This is a genomic window from Capnocytophaga sp. oral taxon 338 str. F0234, from assembly GCF_000192225.1.
Taxonomy (GTDB): domain Bacteria; phylum Bacteroidota; class Bacteroidia; order Flavobacteriales; family Flavobacteriaceae; genus Capnocytophaga.
The window spans coordinates 1,126,988-1,146,454 of record NZ_GL872413.1 but is presented as its reverse complement, the minus strand read 5'-3'; the positions used below and the strand labels follow the sequence as shown (position 1 = coordinate 1,146,454).

General features: G+C 34.7%; 16 protein-coding genes. 8 read left to right on the top strand and 8 right to left on the bottom strand.

Annotation, left to right across the window (positions count from 1 at the left end):
• Nucleotides 1-58: 58 nt before the first annotated feature.
• Both HMPREF9071_RS05230 and obgE read right to left on the bottom strand, forming a co-directional pair.
• Nucleotides 59-457: a hypothetical protein gene (locus HMPREF9071_RS05230; protein WP_009745544.1), complete on the bottom strand. Its 399-nt coding sequence runs from the start codon at nucleotides 455-457 to the stop codon at nucleotides 59-61.
• Between the two features lie 155 nt (nucleotides 458-612).
• Nucleotides 613-1,611: a GTPase ObgE gene (gene obgE / locus HMPREF9071_RS05225; protein WP_009745543.1), complete on the bottom strand. Its 999-nt coding sequence runs from the start codon at nucleotides 1,609-1,611 to the stop codon at nucleotides 613-615.
• 148 nt (nucleotides 1,612-1,759) lie between these two features.
• On the opposite strand from obgE, the gene purE reads away from it, so the two are divergent.
• Nucleotides 1,760-2,245 (top strand): 5-(carboxyamino)imidazole ribonucleotide mutase, encoded by a 486-nt coding sequence (purE, locus tag HMPREF9071_RS05220; protein ID WP_009745542.1) that lies wholly within the window; start codon nucleotides 1,760-1,762, stop codon nucleotides 2,243-2,245.
• A gap of 103 nt (nucleotides 2,246-2,348) precedes the next feature.
• Here the strand turns inward: purE and HMPREF9071_RS05215 are convergent, their stop codons facing one another.
• The 5 genes from HMPREF9071_RS05215 to HMPREF9071_RS05195 form a co-directional block, all read right to left on the bottom strand.
• Complete coding sequence (locus tag HMPREF9071_RS05215) at nucleotides 2,349-2,711, bottom strand: diacylglycerol kinase (protein WP_040358331.1); 363 nt, start codon at nucleotides 2,709-2,711, stop codon at nucleotides 2,349-2,351.
• A 144-nt stretch (nucleotides 2,712-2,855) separates the two neighbouring features.
• The gene (locus tag HMPREF9071_RS05210; protein WP_009745540.1) at nucleotides 2,856-3,176 is read right to left on the bottom strand and encodes a translation initiation factor; all 321 of its coding nucleotides are present in this window, start codon (nucleotides 3,174-3,176) and stop codon (nucleotides 2,856-2,858) included.
• Nucleotide 3,177: 1 nt separating this feature from the next.
• A complete protein-coding gene (locus HMPREF9071_RS05205; RefSeq protein ID WP_009745539.1) occupies nucleotides 3,178-4,131 on the bottom strand; it encodes a transketolase family protein in 954 nt (317 codons plus the stop codon).
• Complete coding sequence (locus tag HMPREF9071_RS05200; protein ID WP_009745538.1) at nucleotides 4,131-4,958, bottom strand: hypothetical protein; 828 nt, start codon at nucleotides 4,956-4,958, stop codon at nucleotides 4,131-4,133. Before HMPREF9071_RS05200 ends, HMPREF9071_RS05205 begins: the two co-directional genes overlap by 1 nt.
• Nucleotides 4,959-5,069: 111 nt before the next feature.
• The gene (locus tag HMPREF9071_RS05195) at nucleotides 5,070-7,607 is read right to left on the bottom strand and encodes a TonB-dependent receptor domain-containing protein (protein ID WP_009745537.1); all 2,538 of its coding nucleotides are present in this window, start codon (nucleotides 7,605-7,607) and stop codon (nucleotides 5,070-5,072) included.
• Between the two features lie 291 nt (nucleotides 7,608-7,898).
• On the opposite strand from HMPREF9071_RS05195, the gene HMPREF9071_RS05190 reads away from it, so the two are divergent.
• On the top strand, nucleotides 7,899-9,155 hold the full coding sequence (locus HMPREF9071_RS05190; protein WP_040358035.1) for a dihydroorotase family protein: 1,257 nt from the start codon (nucleotides 7,899-7,901) through the stop codon (nucleotides 9,153-9,155).
• A 127-nt stretch (nucleotides 9,156-9,282) separates the two neighbouring features.
• Nucleotides 9,283-9,933 (top strand): alpha/beta hydrolase, encoded by a 651-nt coding sequence (locus tag HMPREF9071_RS05185; RefSeq protein WP_009745535.1) that lies wholly within the window; start codon nucleotides 9,283-9,285, stop codon nucleotides 9,931-9,933.
• Here HMPREF9071_RS05185 and HMPREF9071_RS05180 read toward each other — a convergent pair whose 3' ends face one another.
• On the bottom strand, nucleotides 9,934-10,638 hold the full coding sequence (locus HMPREF9071_RS05180) for a phosphoadenylyl-sulfate reductase (protein ID WP_009745534.1): 705 nt from the start codon (nucleotides 10,636-10,638) through the stop codon (nucleotides 9,934-9,936).
• 105 nt (nucleotides 10,639-10,743) lie between these two features.
• Here HMPREF9071_RS05180 and HMPREF9071_RS05175 point away from each other — a divergent pair, with 105 nt between their 5' ends.
• The 5 genes from HMPREF9071_RS05175 to mnmD all read left to right on the top strand — a co-directional run bounded on the left by HMPREF9071_RS05175 (nucleotide 10,744) and on the right by mnmD (nucleotide 19,388).
• A complete protein-coding gene (locus HMPREF9071_RS05175) occupies nucleotides 10,744-11,019 on the top strand; it encodes a twin-arginine translocase TatA/TatE family subunit (protein WP_009745532.1) in 276 nt (91 codons plus the stop codon).
• Nucleotides 11,020-11,124: 105 nt separating this feature from the next.
• The gene (mutS, locus tag HMPREF9071_RS05170) at nucleotides 11,125-13,719 is read left to right on the top strand and encodes a DNA mismatch repair protein MutS (RefSeq protein ID WP_009745531.1); all 2,595 of its coding nucleotides are present in this window, start codon (nucleotides 11,125-11,127) and stop codon (nucleotides 13,717-13,719) included.
• A gap of 81 nt (nucleotides 13,720-13,800) precedes the next feature.
• The gene (locus HMPREF9071_RS05165) at nucleotides 13,801-14,610 is read left to right on the top strand and encodes an enoyl-ACP reductase (RefSeq protein WP_009745530.1); all 810 of its coding nucleotides are present in this window, start codon (nucleotides 13,801-13,803) and stop codon (nucleotides 14,608-14,610) included.
• A gap of 93 nt (nucleotides 14,611-14,703) precedes the next feature.
• A complete protein-coding gene (locus HMPREF9071_RS05160) occupies nucleotides 14,704-18,714 on the top strand; it encodes an AAA domain-containing protein (RefSeq protein WP_009745529.1) in 4,011 nt (1,336 codons plus the stop codon).
• The gene (gene mnmD, locus HMPREF9071_RS05155) at nucleotides 18,714-19,388 is read left to right on the top strand and encodes a tRNA (5-methylaminomethyl-2-thiouridine)(34)-methyltransferase MnmD (protein WP_009745528.1); all 675 of its coding nucleotides are present in this window, start codon (nucleotides 18,714-18,716) and stop codon (nucleotides 19,386-19,388) included. The genes HMPREF9071_RS05160 and mnmD overlap by 1 nt, the downstream gene beginning before the upstream one ends.
• The last annotated feature ends 79 nt before the right edge of the window (nucleotides 19,389-19,467 follow it).

Genomic DNA, 19,467 nt, shown 5'->3' with positions numbered 1-19,467 from the left:
GAAAAAAAAAACTATCCACTAATTATGATCAATAATTATCTCTTACTTAATCATCATCCTATTCTTCTTCTTCCTCTTCTAACTCATCATCATAATTATCATTATAGCTATCCTCCTCTTCTTCCTCTTCTATTATAGGAGGAATCATTTTAGAAGCCTCTCTCCTAGGTTTAAAAGTAATTTCATCTTCCTTCGGCATTTCTATAGCTCCCTCTCCATAATACGCATCTTCCTCATCTTCTTCATAATAGCGTTCCATAGAACTAGCCAATCGAGTACTTACCTTCACTAAATAAATAGTATCCTCTGTACGTACTTCAAGAGCCTCTACTGTCTCATTTTTGGCATTTTTAAATTTGATCACATCATGGTCTTGGTAACCCTCAGGATACTTCTCCACTAAGAGAGCTAAAATGTCTTTAGTCAATTTTTTGTAATCAACAATAGCTCTTTTCATTATTTCCTAAATATTTTTATTGTTTTAAGTGGGGCAAAATTAAGCGAAAAAAATGAGTATCAAATAATCTCACAAGTTAAAAAAAAGTTATTTTTACACTTATTATTAACATTTTATAACTATTCAACTTATTTACACCAATCAATTTAACATAATTATTGAAGCATCTGCCATAGCTTATCTTTTAACTGTATAATCCCTTGTTGTGCCACAGATGAAATAAACAAATAAGGAATATTCAAAGAAGATTTCTCAAGTTCTTTCATCATCAGATTTCGAAGTTCCTCATCTAATAAATCAGCTTTTGAGATAGCAAGAATTCGTTGTTTATCTAGAAGTTCCGGATTATATTTTTCTAGTTCAGAAAGTAAAATATAATATTCCTCTACAATATCTTTACTATCAGAGGACACTAAAAATAACAACACTGAATTACGCTCTATATGCCGCAGAAAATAATATCCTAATCCTTTTCCTTGAGAAGCTCCTTCTATAATACCTGGAATATCAGCTATAATAAAAGAATGATAATCACGATATTGAACTATTCCTAAATTAGGTTTCAAGGTAGTGAAAGGATAGTCTGCTATCTTAGGTTTAGAAGAAGTTAATACCGAAAGTAAAGTAGATTTTCCTGCATTAGGGAAACCTACTAAGCCTACATCAGCAAGGACTTTCAATTCTAATAATAACTCTCTTTCCTCACCTTGTAAACCAGGTTGTGCATAACGAGGTGTTTGATTAATAGAGGTGCGAAAATGCCAGTTTCCTAAACCTCCTTTTCCACCCTTTAAAGCTATTTTCTCCTCTTTATCTTCAGTAATCTCAAAAAGAGATTCTCCAGTAAGAGCATCCTTGATAATAGTCCCTAAAGGCACCTCTAAATATACACTCTCTCCATCGGCACCTGTACTGCGATTGGCACCGCCATCACCACCGTGCTCTGCTCTAAAATGCTGTTGAAATTTAAAATGAATAAGTGTCCAAAGATTTTTATTTCCACGAATAACTACATTACCACCTTGTCCACCATCTCCTCCATCAGGTCCCCCTTTTTCTATGAATTTTTCTCTATGCAAATGTGCAGAACCCTTTCCTCCATTGCCTGATCGGACATATACTTTTACATAATCTGTGAAATTTCCTTCTGTCATAGTGATTTGATATTAGTATCATTCTTATAAGAACTCTAACAATAAAAAGAGCTATTAATATTATATTGAGTAATGTTAATTAACCATTAATCATTCACCATTCATTATTATTTTTGTATCTTTGCTTTTTAATTAAAATAGTTCAGTAATGAAAGTAGCTGTAGTTATGGGAAGCCAAAGTGACCTTCCTATTATGCAAGAGGCCATTGATTTCTTAAAAGAGAGACAAATCCCTATTTTAGTAGATATTGTCTCTGCTCACCGTACCCCAGAAAAACTCATTTCTTTTGGGAAAACTGCCCACACAAAAGGGATTGATGTAATTATTGCAGGAGCAGGAGGTGCTGCCCACCTGCCAGGAATGTTAGCTGCTGTTACACCTATTCCTGTAATTGGGGTACCTATCAAAAGTCGAAATTCTATTGATGGTTGGGATTCAGTACTCTCTATCTTACAAATGCCTGCAGGTGTTCCCGTAGCTACTGTTGCTCTCAATGGTGCTAAGAATGCGGGTATCCTCGCTGCCCAAATCTTAGGTGTCGCCCATAAAGAGATCCAAGAGAAAATCATCCTCTACAAAAAATCCTTAGAAGAAGCAGTATTAAAAGGAGCGGAGCAGGTAAATAATAGATAATACGTAAAATATTCTTATCTTTCTAAGATACAATGGATATGCTCTATACTAATACACAATTTTTCCCACATACTCACTGACACAACTTTACTTTTTAATTTTTTTACCTAATCAAATAGGGTATATAAATAAATCCTAATACTGCTACCACAGCAAAAAATATCATGGTAACTGCTCCTGCAGCTACATCTTTTATCTCTCCTATTTTAACATGAAAATCAGGATGAACAAAGTCACATAATTTTTCTAACCCTGTATTAAGCCCCTCTATAGCTAATAGAACTCCAAAAGCTAATAGCTGAAACATCCATTCAGTAAAAGTAATCTTAAAAAATATCCCTAAACCTATAAAAAGCACAAAACCAATACTATGAGTAATAATAGCATCCTCCGTACGAACTAATAACCAAAAACCTTGCAAAGCATAACGAGTGCTTTTCACACGCCCAACTATAAATTTTTTCATTGTTATTCTACTTTGTATTTTCTTATCACTTTCATCCTCTGAAATTAGCAATTGTAAAAACATATTTATATCAAACAATAGCATATATAAACACTCTTAACACTAAGTGCTCTATGATGCTATGAAGCTATCTTATTAAAAAGTCTACCCTCCCACTCGCTTTACCTTAAATCCTTTTTCTTTCAGGAAATCCATTATTTTATCTCGATAATCTCCCTGAATAATAATTTTCTCATCTTTTACAGCCCCTCCCACTCCTAAGCGGACTTTGAGTTCCTTAGCTAATATTTTGAAATCGGCATCGGCACCTGTATAGCCCTCAATAAGGGTAATGGGTTTACCCTTGCGCTTTTCGTATTTACACAAAAGAGGGTTGTCCTGTAGCCAGATATTAGAGGTAGGTTCTCCGGGAAGTATTTCCTCCTTATGGTCAGGGAAGAGTTTTTGGAGTTGTTCTCTTAGCATCTTATTTTCTTTTTAGCACCTTCTCTACTGCTTTGAGGATACCCTCTTTGTCAAGGCCGTACTTTTGCATCAGTTGGGATGGAGTACCACTTTCCCCGAAAGTATCATTGACTGCTACCAACTCTTGTGGTACGGGATAGTGTTGCACCAGTATACGAGCTACGCTCTCACCTAAACCACCATAATAATTATGTTCTTCACAAGTTACAACTGCTTTAGTTTTCTTTACAGAGTTTAGAATAATTTCTTCATCTAATGGCTTAATAGTATGAATATCTATTACTTCTGCTGAGATACCTCTTTGTTCCAAGACCTCACAAGCCAAGAGTGCTTCCCATACTAAATGTCCTGTAGCAATAATAGTTACATCATTCCCTTCATTGAGCAAGATACCCTTTCCTATCTCAAAGGTTTGGTCTGCAGGGGTAAAGTTAGGTACAGCAGGACGTCCAAAACGCAGATACACAGGTCCTACATAGTCCGCAATGGCAAGGGTAGCCGCTTCGGTTTGATTATAATCACAAGGGTTAATAACCACCATATTAGGCAACATCTTCATCAGCCCAATATCTTCTAATATTTGATGAGTAGCACCGTCCTCACCGAGAGTGAGTCCTGCATGGGAGGCACAAATTTTTACATTTTTGTTAGAATAAGCAATAGACTGACGTATTTGGTCATACACACGTCCTGTGGAAAAAGCGGCAAAGGTACCTGTAAAAGGAATTTTTCCTCCTATGGTAAGCCCTGCTGCAATTCCCATCATATTAGCTTCAGCAATGCCTATTTGAAAGAAACGGGTAGGATTTTCTTCAATAAATTTTTCCATTTTCAACGAACCTACTAAGTCCGCACAAAGAGCCACTACATTAGGATTTTTACGTCCCAGCTCGGCAAGTCCCGCCCCAAAACCACTTCGGGTGTCTTTCTTGCCTGTATCGGTATATTTTTTCATCAGATACTATTTTTAATGTTTTTATTTTTCTTCTTAAACCTATCTATAAGCTCTACAAAAAGAAGACTCAATAGCATAAAAGGAACGGTGATCACCCTAAGCAGTGGGCGCACCATTTTTCCTATAAGGGTCTCTTTTACTTTAAACTCCCCATGATACAAGCTATCTCGCCTATAATAGTTGGCAAATCGCCTTGTTTTGAGCAGCTCTGCTATCAAAGGTTTGGCAGGCGTATACTGATGAGTAATGCCTAATGCATCTATAGCATAAGCCACTACAAACAGAGTTTCTTTAAGAGCAAACTCCTTTTGGACAAAGGGCAATAAGGAGTCCAACTGAGAAGGAGGGGTAAGCCAAATGGTCATGGTTTGTATCGTTTCTTTTTGTACATCGGAGATAAAATTGGCTGCTTTTATATACTGCCAACATTCTTGTAATACAATGGGTTCTGCCTCATTCTCCTTTGTAATAGGATAATCTTCTTCCTCTATATCATCCCAATCATAAAAATCGGCCTGCTTGGCTGCTTTTTCATAAGCCTTGAGAAAAGAGTCCAAGCTCCTGAATGTTGGGGCAAACACCGCCTCATCGTGCCTTACGATTACCACTTTGCCTTTTAGGAAACCTGTGGTATAGATAGCCATACAATCACTCTCTTGGTTGGAGAACAGGGGCAGTAGCTCAAAGCCAAGGTCGTACTGTGCTATCCACTGAAGGATTTCCTCACGCTCGTTGTCGTCCATGAGAATAACGCCTCCACGAGGTTTGAAATACTGTAGAGGTTGTGAGTTTATCCCTTTTGTTTCCAGCAAAGTTATCAGTTTCATAGTATTTGCTATCAGAGCGCAAAGATACTATTTTTAATTCTATTAGACAAAAAAACTTTGTCAACCTTGATTTAGGCTGACAAAGTTTATGAAAAATGTGAAAAGGATCAACTACCAAGTAAAGGAAAGTCCTCCTATAATATTTCTTCCTACCCCTGGAATAAAGTTTGTCTTATCATCTGGTACAGGTTTAGGTGTAAGTCTTGCAGGAGGGGGTGTAACCTCAGCCTGGATAAGATAGCTGGAGGCATATACCTTATCGGCTAAGTTGTTACCTTGTAAGAAGAATGTCCATTGTCCTTTCTTATATCCAATACGTGCCCCTACAAGGCTGTAAGGATCTTGATAAAGAGTATTCTTGTGGTCAATTGGGGTCTTTACAGGAAGCGATTCGAGGTTCACTTCGGCAAAGATACCTATTGGATGCTTATAGGTAAGTGCTCCAAAGACGTAATGCGTAGGAATTCCTGCAATTTGGTTGTTCTTAAGCTCGCCACCGTCAAAGAAAAAGTCGCTATAGTTATAATTGACTGAAATAGTAAAAGAATCCTCCTTAGAAGAAAAAATATTTGTCAAAAATATAGATTTCAAACCTGCTTCTACTCCTCTGTGTATAGTTCTATAAGGGGTATTCACTGTATTTCCTCCTACGCCAACACTTCCATCAGCAATGGTGAAAATTTCATCTTTTACCCAAGAGTGATAAGCACTTACATTCCAAACGAGGGCTTGTCCAATATTTCCTTTGGTACCAAGCTCCGCAGTAGATGCTTTTTGTGCCTTTAGGTCAGAGATAGTAATAGTAGTAGGTCCTGAATTCACGTTGGAACTATTGCTATAAACCACAGAAGGTACGGGAGGACGGTTTGGATTAGGCGTTGCACTTCCTGTAAGTCGTACGATCTCTAAGAATGTAGGTGGTTCATAGCTACGAGAGAAATTAGCAAAGACCTGTGCACGATCCGTTAGCTTGTAGATAACCCCTACCTTAGGATTGATAGCATTGTAAGTGAAATCACCTGTGACAGGTGTAACTGCATTGGGATTAGGTAATGCGTGTGCCTGCAAGCCATTAGGTGTTACAAAAAGGAATGGGCGCTTAGCTCCTGTATACTTATCCTCTACCTTACGGGTATCATAGCTTCCTTGTATACTTACATTGGCTAAGAAGGAAGTCGTAATCTTGTAAGTATCAGAAACATAAACTATAGCATGGTTAGCAGTCAGATCTTGTTTGGCAAAGAGTGCTCCGAAATTACCGCGATCGTTGTGGAAGCGAGATTGGTGCATAAGACCTTGACTGTACTGCAATCCAAGAGTAAAATCATTCTTCTCTGTAGTATTAGTGTAAGAGAGACGTACCCCATAGTCATTATTGAAATCCTGACGAATACCATTGGCAATAGGATAAGTGAAAGCATCATCGGCATATTGATAGTAGAGAGTTGCTAATAAAAAGTTATTATCATTTATCTGATAGGCAAATTTGGTTCCAAAACGTGCAATCTTACTACTTCTATTTGGTTTATCTCGAAGCACATTAGGACCAAATGCATAAGGGAATGTTTGCTTAGGGGCTTTATTAATTTGTTTACTATCTGTCTCCATTTGATAGCGAGTAAGGGGTCCCGGTATATCAAAATAGAGATCAGTGAAAGATGCATAAAGGCGTGCCTCAAACTTATCGGTGAACTTGCGACCTACATTGAGCAAGGCATTAAAGCGCTTAGAGCTATTATAGGTACGATAACCATCACTATGGGTATAAGAGGATGCTACGAAGAGATCATTTCTCCCTGATGAAAACCCTGAAGAAATACTACTATTAAAATAATTAAAACTACCTGCTTCCATCTTTACACTCAAAGGAGAAGCATTATAGCCATTTTTAGTTACAAAATTCATAGCACCTCCCAAAGTAGCCCCTCCATGTTCTAAAGCATTGGCACCACGATATATCTCCACTAAATTACTTACTTGGGGTTCCAGTACACCAATGATATAAGAACCATCAGCAAAGTTAATAGGGATTCCATCTTGAGAGAGTGCCACCCCACGAGATTGAGGATTGCTCTGGATACCTGAACCACGGATATTGAGTCGTGGTTGGTCATTCCCACCGAAAAAATCCTGAATAATAATTCCAGGTTCTCTTTGGAGTGCATCCTTGAGCGTTTGGGAACGTTGAGTAGTAAGATCTTTGAGATCAGCTAAGTTAGTCCCTCCTGCTATCTTATCTAATTTCATCTTTGCCAACCCCACGGAGTTAGCTACAAGGCTTGGATTATCAGAGATTATCACAGGTTGCAATTCCACCACCTTTGAAATATCCTCTTGAATATGTTTCAAGATTGTTTCCACATAGGTAACTCTATTCTCATTATTTTGGAGTACTACTGAGAATTCAATAGTAGTATATCCTTCCTTACTTACCTGCAAGGTAGGATATTCTTCTTGCAGTCCTAAAGAGTAATTCCCTCCCTTATCTGTAAATACAGAAGTACCTGTTAAAATATCTTTAACAGAAGCCTCTTTTATAGGAAGTTTGTTTTCATCCAGGACTTTCCCTTTAATCTTGTATGTTTGTGCATACAATGACATTCCACACAAAAATGTAAAAATGAATAATAAATTTCTTTGAAAAATCATATATAATATTTTTATTTAGACTGTTGCAAAATTACAAATGTTTTTCATTATTTTATAGGTTTCAATAATAAATATATTTTTAACTATTCTACTTTACTATTATCATCCATTACACAAAATAAATGAGAGAATAATATTTATTTATATTTGTTATTCATTTATCTTTGTTATAGTTTCTGATATTCTTTTACATATAAAAGATATTCTCGTCATTTTTATACTTAAAAACTTATTTTATGTTTGTGATTATAAAAAAATTGATTACATTTGCTACTTAGATTTTTTCATAAAATGAAAACACTATTAAAATCCGTAACTATCATAGACAGAGATAGTTCCTTTCATAAGAAGACACAAGATATTCTTATAGAGAATGGGGCTATCATCCAGATTGCTCATGAGATTGCTCCTTCAGAGGATTGTGATGTTATTTCTAATTGTTATATATCACAAGGGTGGGCGGATAGTAGTGTGAGTTTTGGAGAACCTGGTTATGAAGAACGGGAAACCTTAGCTCATGGAGTACAGGTTGCCTCTGAGAGTGGTTTTACACAAATAATACTTAATCCTACAACACATCCTATTACTGAAACCCGTAGTCAAATTAACTACTTAAAAACGGCTACAGAAGGAGCTATAACACAAGTTTTCCCTATAGGAGCTCTCACCACAGAGAGTAAAGGAGAATATTTAGCTGAACTTTATAATATGCAAAAGGCTGGAGCTGTTGCCTTTGGAGACTACAAGAGATGTATTCCTCAAGCAAACTTGTTAAAGATAGCCCTACAATACACACAAACTTTTGGAGGAATTGTTATCTCTTTTCCTTGTGATTCTTCCATTATGGGGAAGGGAGTCGTAAATGAACATATAAATTCCACACGATTAGGGCTTAAAGGAATTCCTGCTTTAGCAGAGGAAATTATTGTTGCACGAGATTTATCTATTTTAGAGTATGCAGGAGGAAAGCTTCATATACCTACTATATCTACAGCACAATCGGTAGCCCTTATCGCTCAAGCTAAAGAAAAAGGATTAGATGTAACCTGCAGTGTTGCCCTACATAATCTGCATTTTACAGATAATACACTTGACAACTTCAATACCAATTACAAAGTCCTTCCTCCTTTGCGTGATAAGGCACAGGTAGAGGCCTTACATAAAGGAGTAGAAAATGGAACTATTGATATGGTAACCACAGATCATTATCCGCTTGATATTGAATGTAAAGCTAAAGAATTTGACCTTGCAGATTTTGGCACCATAGGCTTAGAGGCAGCTTTTGGTATCCTTATCCAACACTTTTCTTTAGAAAAAGTAATTGAAATGCTCACTAAAGCAAAAAAAAGATTTTTCCTTCCCTCCTCTCCTATCAAAGTGGGAGCTAAAGCAGATATTACTCTCTTTAATATAGATGGAGAAACTACTTTTTCTACAGAAATGATCCGCTCTTCTTCTAAAAATTGTGCTTTTATTGGTGAAAAATGCAAAGGAAATGTCCTTGGTGTTATCACTGAAAGAGGTAAATGGTTTAAAGGAGAGCAATAAATACAGATAATTGTACTTAAGAATACTTAAAATCCTAACAAAAAACAAACACAAAATACTAATTACCTATATTCAATTAATACAGGCATACAATTAAGTTCTACAATTTTTATTCTCACCTACCAAAATGAAAGGTTTTTCTTTGAACTATTTGGTAAGGCCTGCTATTATAGAGCAGGAAAATGGTAAATCACCTGCCATTTTTATGTTACATGGTTATGGTCAAAATAAAGAGGAATTTTTTTCTATAGCCAACGAACTCCCAGAGGAGTATATTGTTATTTCTATCCAAGCTCCATATGGGTTATCAGAAACACAATTTTTTTGGTATGCCATAGAACTTGCCTCTTCCCAGTGGTGTGACATTGTTCAAGCACAAGCTACTCAAAATAAACTTTTGACTTTTATCAATCAGTCTTGTGAAAGGTTTAATATCGATATGAAGAATATTACACTTTTAGGATTTGACCAAGGAGGAATTTTGAGCCTTTCTATAGCCATTTCTTTCCCTGAAAAGGTTCAGCGTGTAGTGGCTATTAACAGCTTTATAGATAAAAAACTCCTCAACTTTGGTTACCAAAAGAACAATTTCGAAAACCTAAAAATATGTCTACTACATGGTTTTTCCAATGAATTGATTCCTTTAGAGTGGGCTGAAGAAACTATCAATTTTCTCAAGAATTTGCACATTCCATATTCTTATCAAACATTTGCCTCTGGACATGTCTTTTCTGCTGAGATGTTCTATGCAGTTAAGACATGGATAGAAAAAGAATAACTATTTATGTATATGTAACCCACACTCTTTATTGGTTTTGTTCTCCCACCACCAACGACCATCACGAAAATCCTCACCTTCCCTAATAGCACGGGTGCAGGGAGCGCAGCCAATACTAGGATAACCCTTATCATGCAAAGGATTATAGGGTATTCCATTTTTACGAAGAAAAGACAGTACCTGTTCCGTTCTCCAATGTAATAGCAAATGTACTTTTATAATATGGTTTGTTTCATCCCATTCTACCATTTTCATTTGCTCGCGGTTAGCAGATTGCTCTGCCCTGAGCCCTGTAATCCAAACCTTATTCCCTGCTAATGCTCGTTTAAGGGGTTCTACTTTACGGATATGACAGCATGCTTGTCTCAAAGGTACTGAATTATAGAAAGCATTAATACCATTATCCTTTACATATCTCTCTATTGCTTTGGCATCAGGATAATAAGGAGTAATCTCTGTATGATAATATTCATTTGTATTTTCCCACGTCGTATAGGTTTCATAAAATAATCTACCTGTATCTAAGGTAAATATTTCCACAGGGATTTTATTTTTAAGAATAAAGTCAGTAATAACCTGATCCTCCATTCCAAAACTAGTAGAGAAAACCACCTTATGTGGGTATCTCTTTATAAGTAATTCAAGGATCTCTTTCTCTGTAAGTTTCTCTATTTCAGTAAGTAAAGTTGCTATTTCTATTTCCATTCAGTTTCTTTTTGTTAGCAATGGCAAAAGTATAAAAAATAATTTGACAAATTACTTTCATTCCTGCAAAATCTTTGTAAATTTGCAAAAAATTTCATACAATAGATGGTACCTTTATTCATAAGTACTCCCGAATTGTTTTTTGTTCTCTTTGTGGCTGTATTGCTTTTTGGTACAGATAAAATTCCAGAAATAGCTCGTACCTTAGGCAAGGGAATGCGCCAATTAAGAGATGCTACTTCTGAAATTAAGAATGAAATCAATAAAAGTGTAGAGAAAGCAGGGGTAGATACCTCTTTAATTGATGAAGTAAAAGAAGAGGTAGAAAAAGCAAAAGAAGGATTAGAAGACCCCTTTGGAAGCATCAAGCGAAACAAATAAATGTCATTTTATAAGATTTTAAATTAATTAGAAAAAGGGACTTTTAATCAATCCCTTTTTTTAATATCCTTTCCAAAAGATAATAATATCTAAACAATTAGAACTATGGCTAAAACAGACAAAGAGACTCCTCTAATGAAACAGTATAATCAGATAAAGGCTAAATACCCTGATGCTTTATTACTTTTCAGAGTAGGAGATTTCTATGAAACTTTCAAAGAAGATGCTATCAAAACCTCACAAGTATTGGGAATTGTTCTTACCAACCGAAATAATGGAGGAGAACAAACGGAACTAGCAGGATTTCCATATCATTCTCTTAATAGTTATCTCCCTAAATTAGTCAAAGCAGGATTTCGTGTGGCTATTTGTGATCAACTAGAAGATCCTAAACTTACCAAAACTATCGTAAAACGAGGAGTTACAGAATTAGTAACTCCCGGTGTTGCTCTAAATGACGATATCCTTCAAGCTAATAAGAATAATTTTTTAGCATCGGTTTGGTTAGATACTACTAATAATGGTATTTCCTTCTTAGATATCTCCACAGGAGAATACTACCTTGCCGAAGGAGACAATGCCTATATTGATAAACTTCTACAAAACTTCCAGCCTAACGAAATACTTATTGCTAAGAAACAGCGAAAAGAATTTGAGACATGCTTTGGAACTCATTTTCATTGCTTTGGATTAGAAGATTGGGTATATAAGGAAGATTTCGCTTACGACATTCTTACTAAACAATTTAACACCAATTCTCTCAAGGGATTTGCTATAGAAGATATGCATAATGGTATCCTAAGTGCTGGTGCTATTTTACATTATTTATCTGAAACACAACATCATCAATTACAACATATTATCACCATTAAGCGCATTATGAATGGTGAATATGTATGGCTGGACAAATTCACCATTCGAAATCTTGAAATCTATAGTGGACAAAACACAGAATCAGTATCTTTATTAGATATTATTGACAAAACATTATCCCCCATGGGAAGTCGTACTCTAAAACGATGGCTTGCTCTTCCCTTGACCTCTTTATCTCAAATACAAAACAGACATCAAGTAGTAGCTACTTTCGTAGAAAACAATGAGATTCGCCAAAAAGTACGTGATCATCTTAAAAAAGTAAATGATATAGAACGCTTGCTTTCTAAAATAGCAACAGGAAAAATTACTCCACGAGAAGTTATCTATCTTAAAAATTCTCTTACAGCTATCCTTCCTGTCAAAAAACTTGCTATGGAATCCAATAGCTCATACCTAAATTCTTTAGGAAAACAAATTCACAATTTGCAAGACTTATGCGATAGAATAGAAGAAACTTTAAATGAAGAAGCTCCTGTAAATATTTTAAAGGGAAATGTTATTAGAGAGAATTTCTCCACAGAACTGGATGAGTTGAGAAATCTTTCTGTATCGGGGAGGACTTATCTTGACCAGATGCTTGAACGTGAAATAAAAAACACTCATATTTCTTCCTTAAAAATTGATAATAATAATGTATTTGGGTACTATTTTGAGGTACGCAATGTTCACAAGGACAAAGTCCCTGACCATTGGATTCGTAAGCAGACCCTTGTAAACGCTGAACGGTATATTACCGAAGAGCTAAAAGAATATGAAGAAAAAATTACTCATGCTCAGGAGAGAATTACTATTTTAGAACAAGAATATTTTTCTAAACTTATTACTGAGATCATTCGCTATATTTCACCTATTCAGCAAACAGCCTCTATCATAGGTGAAATAGATACTCTTTGTGGATTTTCTACTTTAGCAATAGAAAATCATTATATCTGTCCAAAATTGGACGAATCATTCACTATCAATCTTAAACAGGCTCGCCATCCTGTCATTGAAAAACAACTCCCTCCTACTCAACCCTATATAGCTAATGATATTTATTTGGACAATGATTCACAGCAGATTATGATGATTACAGGACCTAATATGAGTGGTAAGTCTGCTTTATTACGACAAGTAGCTCTCATAGTTCTTATGACACAGATAGGTAGTTTTGTCCCAGCCTCTGAAGCACAAATAGGAATTGTGGATAAGATATTCACCCGAGTGGGAGCTAGTGATAATATCTCTCAAGGAGAATCTACCTTCATGGTGGAGATGAATGAGGCTGCTCTTATCCTAAATAACTTATCACAACGAAGTCTTATTCTTTTAGATGAAATAGGTAGAGGCACCAGTACCTATGATGGTATTTCCATTGCTTGGGCTATTGCTGAATACTTACACGAGCATCCTACTCATGCAAAAACCCTCTTTGCCACTCACTATCATGAGTTAAATGAAATGCAAAATGAATTCTCTCGTATAAAAAATTTCTCTGTTTCGGTAAAAGAGGTCAAAGGAAGCATTCTGTTCCTTCGAAAACTTGTAGAAGGAGGAAGTGAACACAGTTTTGGTATTCATGTAGCCAAAATGGCAGGAATGCCTCAATATGTAATAGAGAAAGCTAATAATGTGCTAAAGAAATTAGAAAATAGTCATCAATTAGAAAGTAATAAAGAACAATTAACCAATAAAGAAGGAATGCAATTAAGTTTTTTTCAGTTAGATGATCCTCTTTTGGAAAACATAAAACAGCAAATAATGAACACCAATCTTGATAATCTCACTCCTATAGAAGCATTGATGAAACTTAGTAATATTAAAAGAATGCTTGAAAAAAAGTAAAATTACTTTTTTTACTATAAAATAGTGGCTGTTTAAAATAAAATTATTACTTTTGTGCGATACAACTTAAATAAATATTATATGTATAATTTACTAAAAGGAAAAAAAGGTATCATCTTTGGTGCTTTAGATGAGAATTCCATAGCATGGAAAACAGCTGAACGTGTACATGAAGAAGGGGGACAATTTGTCCTTACTAATGCCCCTATAGCTATGCGTATGGGAAAAATAAATGAATTAGCAGAAAAAACAGGAGCTCAAGTAATTCCTGCTGACGCTACCTGTATGGATGATTTACAAAATTTGGTAACTAAAGCAGTGGAAATACTTGGAGGGAAACTGGATTTCGTATTACATTCCATAGGAATGTCTGTAAATGTACGTAAGAATATTCCTTACACAGAATCCAATTATGATTTTTATGCTAAAGGTTGGGATGTATCAGCTCTTTCATTCCACAAAGTATGTCAGGCTCTTCATAAGAACGACGCAATGAACGAATGGGGAAGTATTGTTGCTCTTACCTATATCGCTGCACAACGTACTTTCCCTGATTACAATGATATGGCAGATAATAAAGCCTATTTGGAATCTATTGCTCGTAGTTTTGGATATTTTTATGGGAAAGATAAAAATGTGCGCATCAACACTATCTCTCAGTCTCCTACTCCTACCACTGCCGGTCAAGGAGTAAAAGGATTTGATGGTTTTATTACTTACGCTGATATGATGTCTCCACTTGGTAATGCTACTGCTGATGACTGTGCTAATTATACTGTATGCCTTTTCAGTGACCTTACCCGTAAAGTAACAATGCAAAACCTCTATCATGACGGAGGCTTTTCCAAAGTTGGAGTAACTCCTGAAGTGATTGCTTATATTAACAAATAAAAACCTCTTTTCTTTAAAGTAAGAACTATCATTATTTACTGTGCTTATAAATAATGATAGTTTTTTAAATTGTAATCAATTCTTATAAATTCTATGGAACCTTTCAATAAAGAAATTTTTGAACTATTCCAACAAAAATTAAAAGTAGGGAATCGAAGAGGAGTGCACCTAAATGCTATTCCAAATAATTCTCGCTATAAGTTTGACTTGGCTAGACTTTCTGTTATTTTTAAAAGCCTACCAGAGCGTTTCGTTTTAGATTTACTTACTCTAAAGAATCTTAAGTTTACTTTTTCTCTCTATGATACTCCTTCTACTGCTATAGATAATCGTTCTTATACTACAGAAATAATGCAGGATGTTCCTACAGAGGAAAAGTTTAATAGAGCTATAGTTAAAAGAATTGATAATTCTGCAGAGAAAAATAATGAGAGAGAAAGTCTATTGGAAAAATTATCCACAAGTATGGACAATCTCATTTTCCAAGGTGATGCCATTTTTCAGGAAAAAGGTATTAATTCCTTAGGATTTGGCTTCCCTATTTTAGCGAGAAGAGATTTTGCTGATGGACAGATCACAGTGGCTCCGATCCTTATTTGGTCGGTCAGGATACGACCAACTTCACAGATGAATACTTGGGAAATTAGCCGTACTGAGGATGACCCTATTTATATTAATGAAGTACTTATCAACCATCTACAAAATGATTCTGGTATTATTATCAATCCTATTCCTGAAGAGATGCTGGAAGATGGAAAGATAGACAAACCAGAACTGTTCAAAATATGTACTGATCTTCTCAATCAATTAAAGATTACACAAAATATTGATTTTATAGAAAATAATTATACAGAAATTCTTCCTATTAAACCAAAATCTATTTATGAAAAACTACTTTATGAGAAAGGACAAGCAATTATAGAAAAATCAGGACTTTTTTCTATTTTCGAAGTACAGAAACAGAATATCATCAATGATTATGAAACTCTAAAAGATAACTTTAAACCAATAGAAATTAATTCTAAACAAGATTTTCAATCTTATTCTTCAGTTCCCACTGACCCTTCTCAACAGGAGATATTGGAGGGATTACGCACCCAATCACATATCCTTATACAAGGTCCTCCTGGTACAGGAAAAAGCCAGACTCTAACTGCTATTCTTATCAATGCTCTTGAGAATAAACAAAAAACATTAGTAGTATGCGAAAAGCAAACTGCCTTAGAAGTACTCCATAATGCTCTTAAAGAACGGGGGTTAGGAAAATATACCATCCTTATCAAAGATAGTATTACTGATCGGAAATTAGTAGTAGATGCCCTAAGAAATACCCTTGATAGTGCTACTTTTAAAAATGCTATAGAACCATATCCAGAAAATATCAGAAAGGAGCAAACAGAAAGTATAGATTCTTTGAAAAATGCTATCAACCTACATCACTCGACACTCTTTTCTCCTATTCTCTCTCAAGAAAACTGGACAGATATCTCTGGAAAAATCCTTGAATATGAGGCTATAAAAACTCCTATTGACTTATCTGTACTCGCACTCTCCTTCAATGAGAAAGAATATGCATCTTTAAAAAATATATTAGGAAGAGCTCAGGAACTTTACATGCCTTTTACTCCTTACGAAGAAAATTATTTATATAATCCTGAAGAATTAATTCACAAATCATTACAACAAACCTTTCATAATATAGAAGAAGCATTCCTTTTCTATAAAAATGAATGGGGAAAAATATTATCCCTTTATAAGGAATATGAATGTGATTACAAAAGAATGCGCCAAGAAGAATTTGCCCATCAACTAAAATACTTGAACCAATACATCAATGAAATAGAAACGCTTACTACCCTTTTGCCTCTTGATGCAGATGAATATAATAGAAAGAAAACAGGAAGTCTTTTTTATAAAATAAGCACCCTGTTTTCTTCTACTAAGAAGGAAGTGCTTGTCAATCAAAAGCGCCTATTATGGCTCTTTCAAGAAATCAAGAAAATAAGTCTACATTCTAACTTCCCTACTATATCCCTCTCTGACAACTTATATTCAAACAAAGAAAATATTCTATTATATAGGAAAGAAATAGATAATGCAAAGCAAAACTTTGAGAAAAATATTATAAATGATTTTAGAACATTGGACATTTGTACTTTTTTTGAAATAAAATATTCCAATGAAACGCTAAAAAATCTCATTTTTACTATTAAATCCTTAAAAGAAAAAATAAAATTAGATAATTATGTTTCTTATAAAGATTTTGGTAGTACTTTCTTTGAATTTGAAGAAATAATAAAAGCTATTTTTACTCAATATGATCAATATCAAGAGGACAAAAACAATCCTCTTTTAATAGGCTATGAGTGGTTCTCCTTCTACTTCCCTCTAAATAACCTTCAAAAACAATGTATTTCCCTTCTACAAAAGGCAGGAGCCAATCATTGGGAAGCCTCCTTTTTATATGCCTACTATAAAATGTTCTTACTTAAAGAATCAGAAGAGAATATTCCCTTTTCCGCAAAAATCTATGAAGATTTTAAAAAGAAAATACAACACTTCACTCTTTTACAGAAAGATATAATTCAAAGATATTGGGATAATGCTCAGCAAGTTGCTGTTAAAAACTTTGAAACTAATCATAAAGATCTTACTGTAGCCAACTTATATAATAAACGCAAAAGTGAAAAACACAATAGGCTTACTCTTAGACAAATTGCCAAGAAAGATATAGACCTACTCACTACTTTCTTTCCTATTATCCTAACCACTCCTGATGCCTGCTGTAACCTGTTCCAAGGAGAATATTTTTACTTTGACTATGTTATTTTTGATGAAGCTAGTCAATTGAAATTAGAAGATAACCTTCCTGCCATACTTAAAGGAAAAACAGTTATTATTGCAGGAGATGAGCATCAGATGCCTCCAAGTAATTATTTTAGTAAAATTTTTGAAGGAAACTATGAAGATGAAGAGGACATGGAAGACGAGGATGAAGTTCTTGTAAAGAATTCATTACTTTCCATAGAATCCTTACTTGATTTTGCCTTAGAATATAAGTATGACAAGCATTATTTAAACTTTCATTATCGTTCTAAACATCCATATCTGATAGACTTCTCCAATATAGCCTTCTATAAAGGTATGCTCCGCCCCTTACCTTGTTTTGAATCCATCTCCCCTATTGAATTTTACCAAATTAATGGCATTTTTCATGAACACATCAATGAACAAGAGGCACTCAAAGTAATTGACATATTAAGAAATATCCCTCAAAAACCTGATGGCTCTTACCCCTCAATAGGAGTAGCCACTTTCAACATCACACAACGAAATTTTATTCGAAAAAAACTCCTCTCTTTGCGTAATAATCCCAAGGAAGAAGTTTTTGCTCAAAAGCTAAACCTATTGGAACAAGCAGGGCTCTTCATTAAGAATTTAGAAAATATACAAGGAGATGAACGTGATATTATTATTATATCCATCACCTATGGTAGAAAAAAAGATGGTAGATTTATTCAAAGTTTTGGACCTTTGAACCATCAGAAAGGATATAAACTTCTAAATGTAATTATCACTCGTGCTAAGGAAAAAATATATATATGCAACTCAATCCCAGAGGAATTTTTCATGAATTATGCAGACACATTAGCCCAAGAACAATCCAATAACCGTCGTGCCGTTCTCTATGCATATCTTGCTTACACCAAATCTATTAGTGAAAATAATGAACTCGAACGACAAAAAGTATTACAAACTCTTGCACTGTATGGAAATAATCAAAAAGAAGAAACTTCCGTCGGACAACTCCTATTTAAAGAACAGGTATTTCTATTACTAAAAGAAAAATTTCCTTCACTTACCCTTACTAAGGACAAGCCCTTTGGTGGATACACAATAGACATTTTTATAGAAAGGGAAAAAGAAAAATCCATCGCTATTGAATGTATTAGCAAATCTATCTATCAAAATAAAATGGGATATTTAGAAGATATACACAAAGAACAGATTCTCACCCAAGCCGGACTTTTCTATATGCGTATTCATGCTGATATGCCAATAAAAAACTATCTTACCGCACTTGAAAAATTCTTAAATAACTAATGAAACGAAAAATTATACTTACTCAAGATGGCTCTTCCACCATAGAAATAGAGGAATGGAAAGAACATTACCATTCTACTCATGGGGCTATAGCAGAATCCTATCATGTATTCATCAAAAATGGGTTATCCTTATTCAAGGGAAAAAAAGTACATCTTTTAGAAATAGGATTAGGAACAGGTCTCAATGCCTTTATTACCTTTTTAGAACATAAAGGATTTGAGCAAACTATTCACTATGAAGGAATAGAAGCTTATCCTTTAACAGAAAAAGAGATAAAAAACTTAAATTATACTGACAAACTTAATGCTCCTGATAAAATGTCTGTTTTCAATATGATACATCAATCTCCCTGGGAACAGATTATAGAACTCTCCCCTACTTTTACCTTTAAAAAACGACAACAATTTTTTGAAAATATCTCTGATAAAAGCAAGTTTGACATAATCTACTTTGATGCTTTTAGTGCACGTGTACAGCCTGACCTATGGACAATACCCATTTTTGAGAAAATGTATCAAGCTCTAAAAAATGAGGGGATATTAGTTACTTACTCCTCTAAAGGAAGCGCGCGAAGAGCTATGATAGAGGTAGGATTCCAAGTAGAGAAACTTCCCGGTGCGATGGGAAAAAGAGAGATGCTTAGAGCTTATAAGAATGAAAAACATAAATGATTTTTCTTACATAAAAATTTTTCCTTACAAATATTTGTTTTTTAAATAAATAGTTGTACTTTTGCACTCGGAATTGGTA

Coding starts and splice junctions, on each gene's coding strand:
- mutS (WP_009745531.1), top strand. CDS start 11,125: ATGGCTAAAACAGACAAAGAGACTCCTCTAATGAAACAGTATAATCAG.
- HMPREF9071_RS05175 (WP_009745532.1), top strand. CDS start 10,744: ATGGTACCTTTATTCATAAGTACTCCCGAATTGTTTTTTGTTCTCTTT.
- HMPREF9071_RS05165 (WP_009745530.1), top strand. CDS start 13,801: ATGTATAATTTACTAAAAGGAAAAAAAGGTATCATCTTTGGTGCTTTA.
- HMPREF9071_RS05210 (WP_009745540.1), bottom strand. CDS start 3,176: ATGCTAAGAGAACAACTCCAAAAACTCTTCCCTGACCATAAGGAGGAA.
- HMPREF9071_RS05230 (WP_009745544.1), bottom strand. CDS start 457: ATGAAAAGAGCTATTGTTGATTACAAAAAATTGACTAAAGACATTTTA.
- obgE (WP_009745543.1), bottom strand. CDS start 1,611: ATGACAGAAGGAAATTTCACAGATTATGTAAAAGTATATGTCCGATCA.
- HMPREF9071_RS05180 (WP_009745534.1), bottom strand. CDS start 10,638: ATGGAAATAGAAATAGCAACTTTACTTACTGAAATAGAGAAACTTACA.
- HMPREF9071_RS05190 (WP_040358035.1), top strand. CDS start 7,899: ATGAAAACACTATTAAAATCCGTAACTATCATAGACAGAGATAGTTCC.
- HMPREF9071_RS05205 (WP_009745539.1), bottom strand. CDS start 4,131: ATGAAAAAATATACCGATACAGGCAAGAAAGACACCCGAAGTGGTTTT.
- HMPREF9071_RS05160 (WP_009745529.1), top strand. CDS start 14,704: ATGGAACCTTTCAATAAAGAAATTTTTGAACTATTCCAACAAAAATTA.
- HMPREF9071_RS05195 (WP_009745537.1), bottom strand. CDS start 7,607: ATGATTTTTCAAAGAAATTTATTATTCATTTTTACATTTTTGTGTGGA.
- HMPREF9071_RS05200 (WP_009745538.1), bottom strand. CDS start 4,958: ATGAAACTGATAACTTTGCTGGAAACAAAAGGGATAAACTCACAACCT.
- purE (WP_009745542.1), top strand. CDS start 1,760: ATGAAAGTAGCTGTAGTTATGGGAAGCCAAAGTGACCTTCCTATTATG.
- HMPREF9071_RS05185 (WP_009745535.1), top strand. CDS start 9,283: ATGAAAGGTTTTTCTTTGAACTATTTGGTAAGGCCTGCTATTATAGAG.
- mnmD (WP_009745528.1), top strand. CDS start 18,714: ATGAAACGAAAAATTATACTTACTCAAGATGGCTCTTCCACCATAGAA.
- HMPREF9071_RS05215 (WP_040358331.1), bottom strand. CDS start 2,711: ATGAAAAAATTTATAGTTGGGCGTGTGAAAAGCACTCGTTATGCTTTG.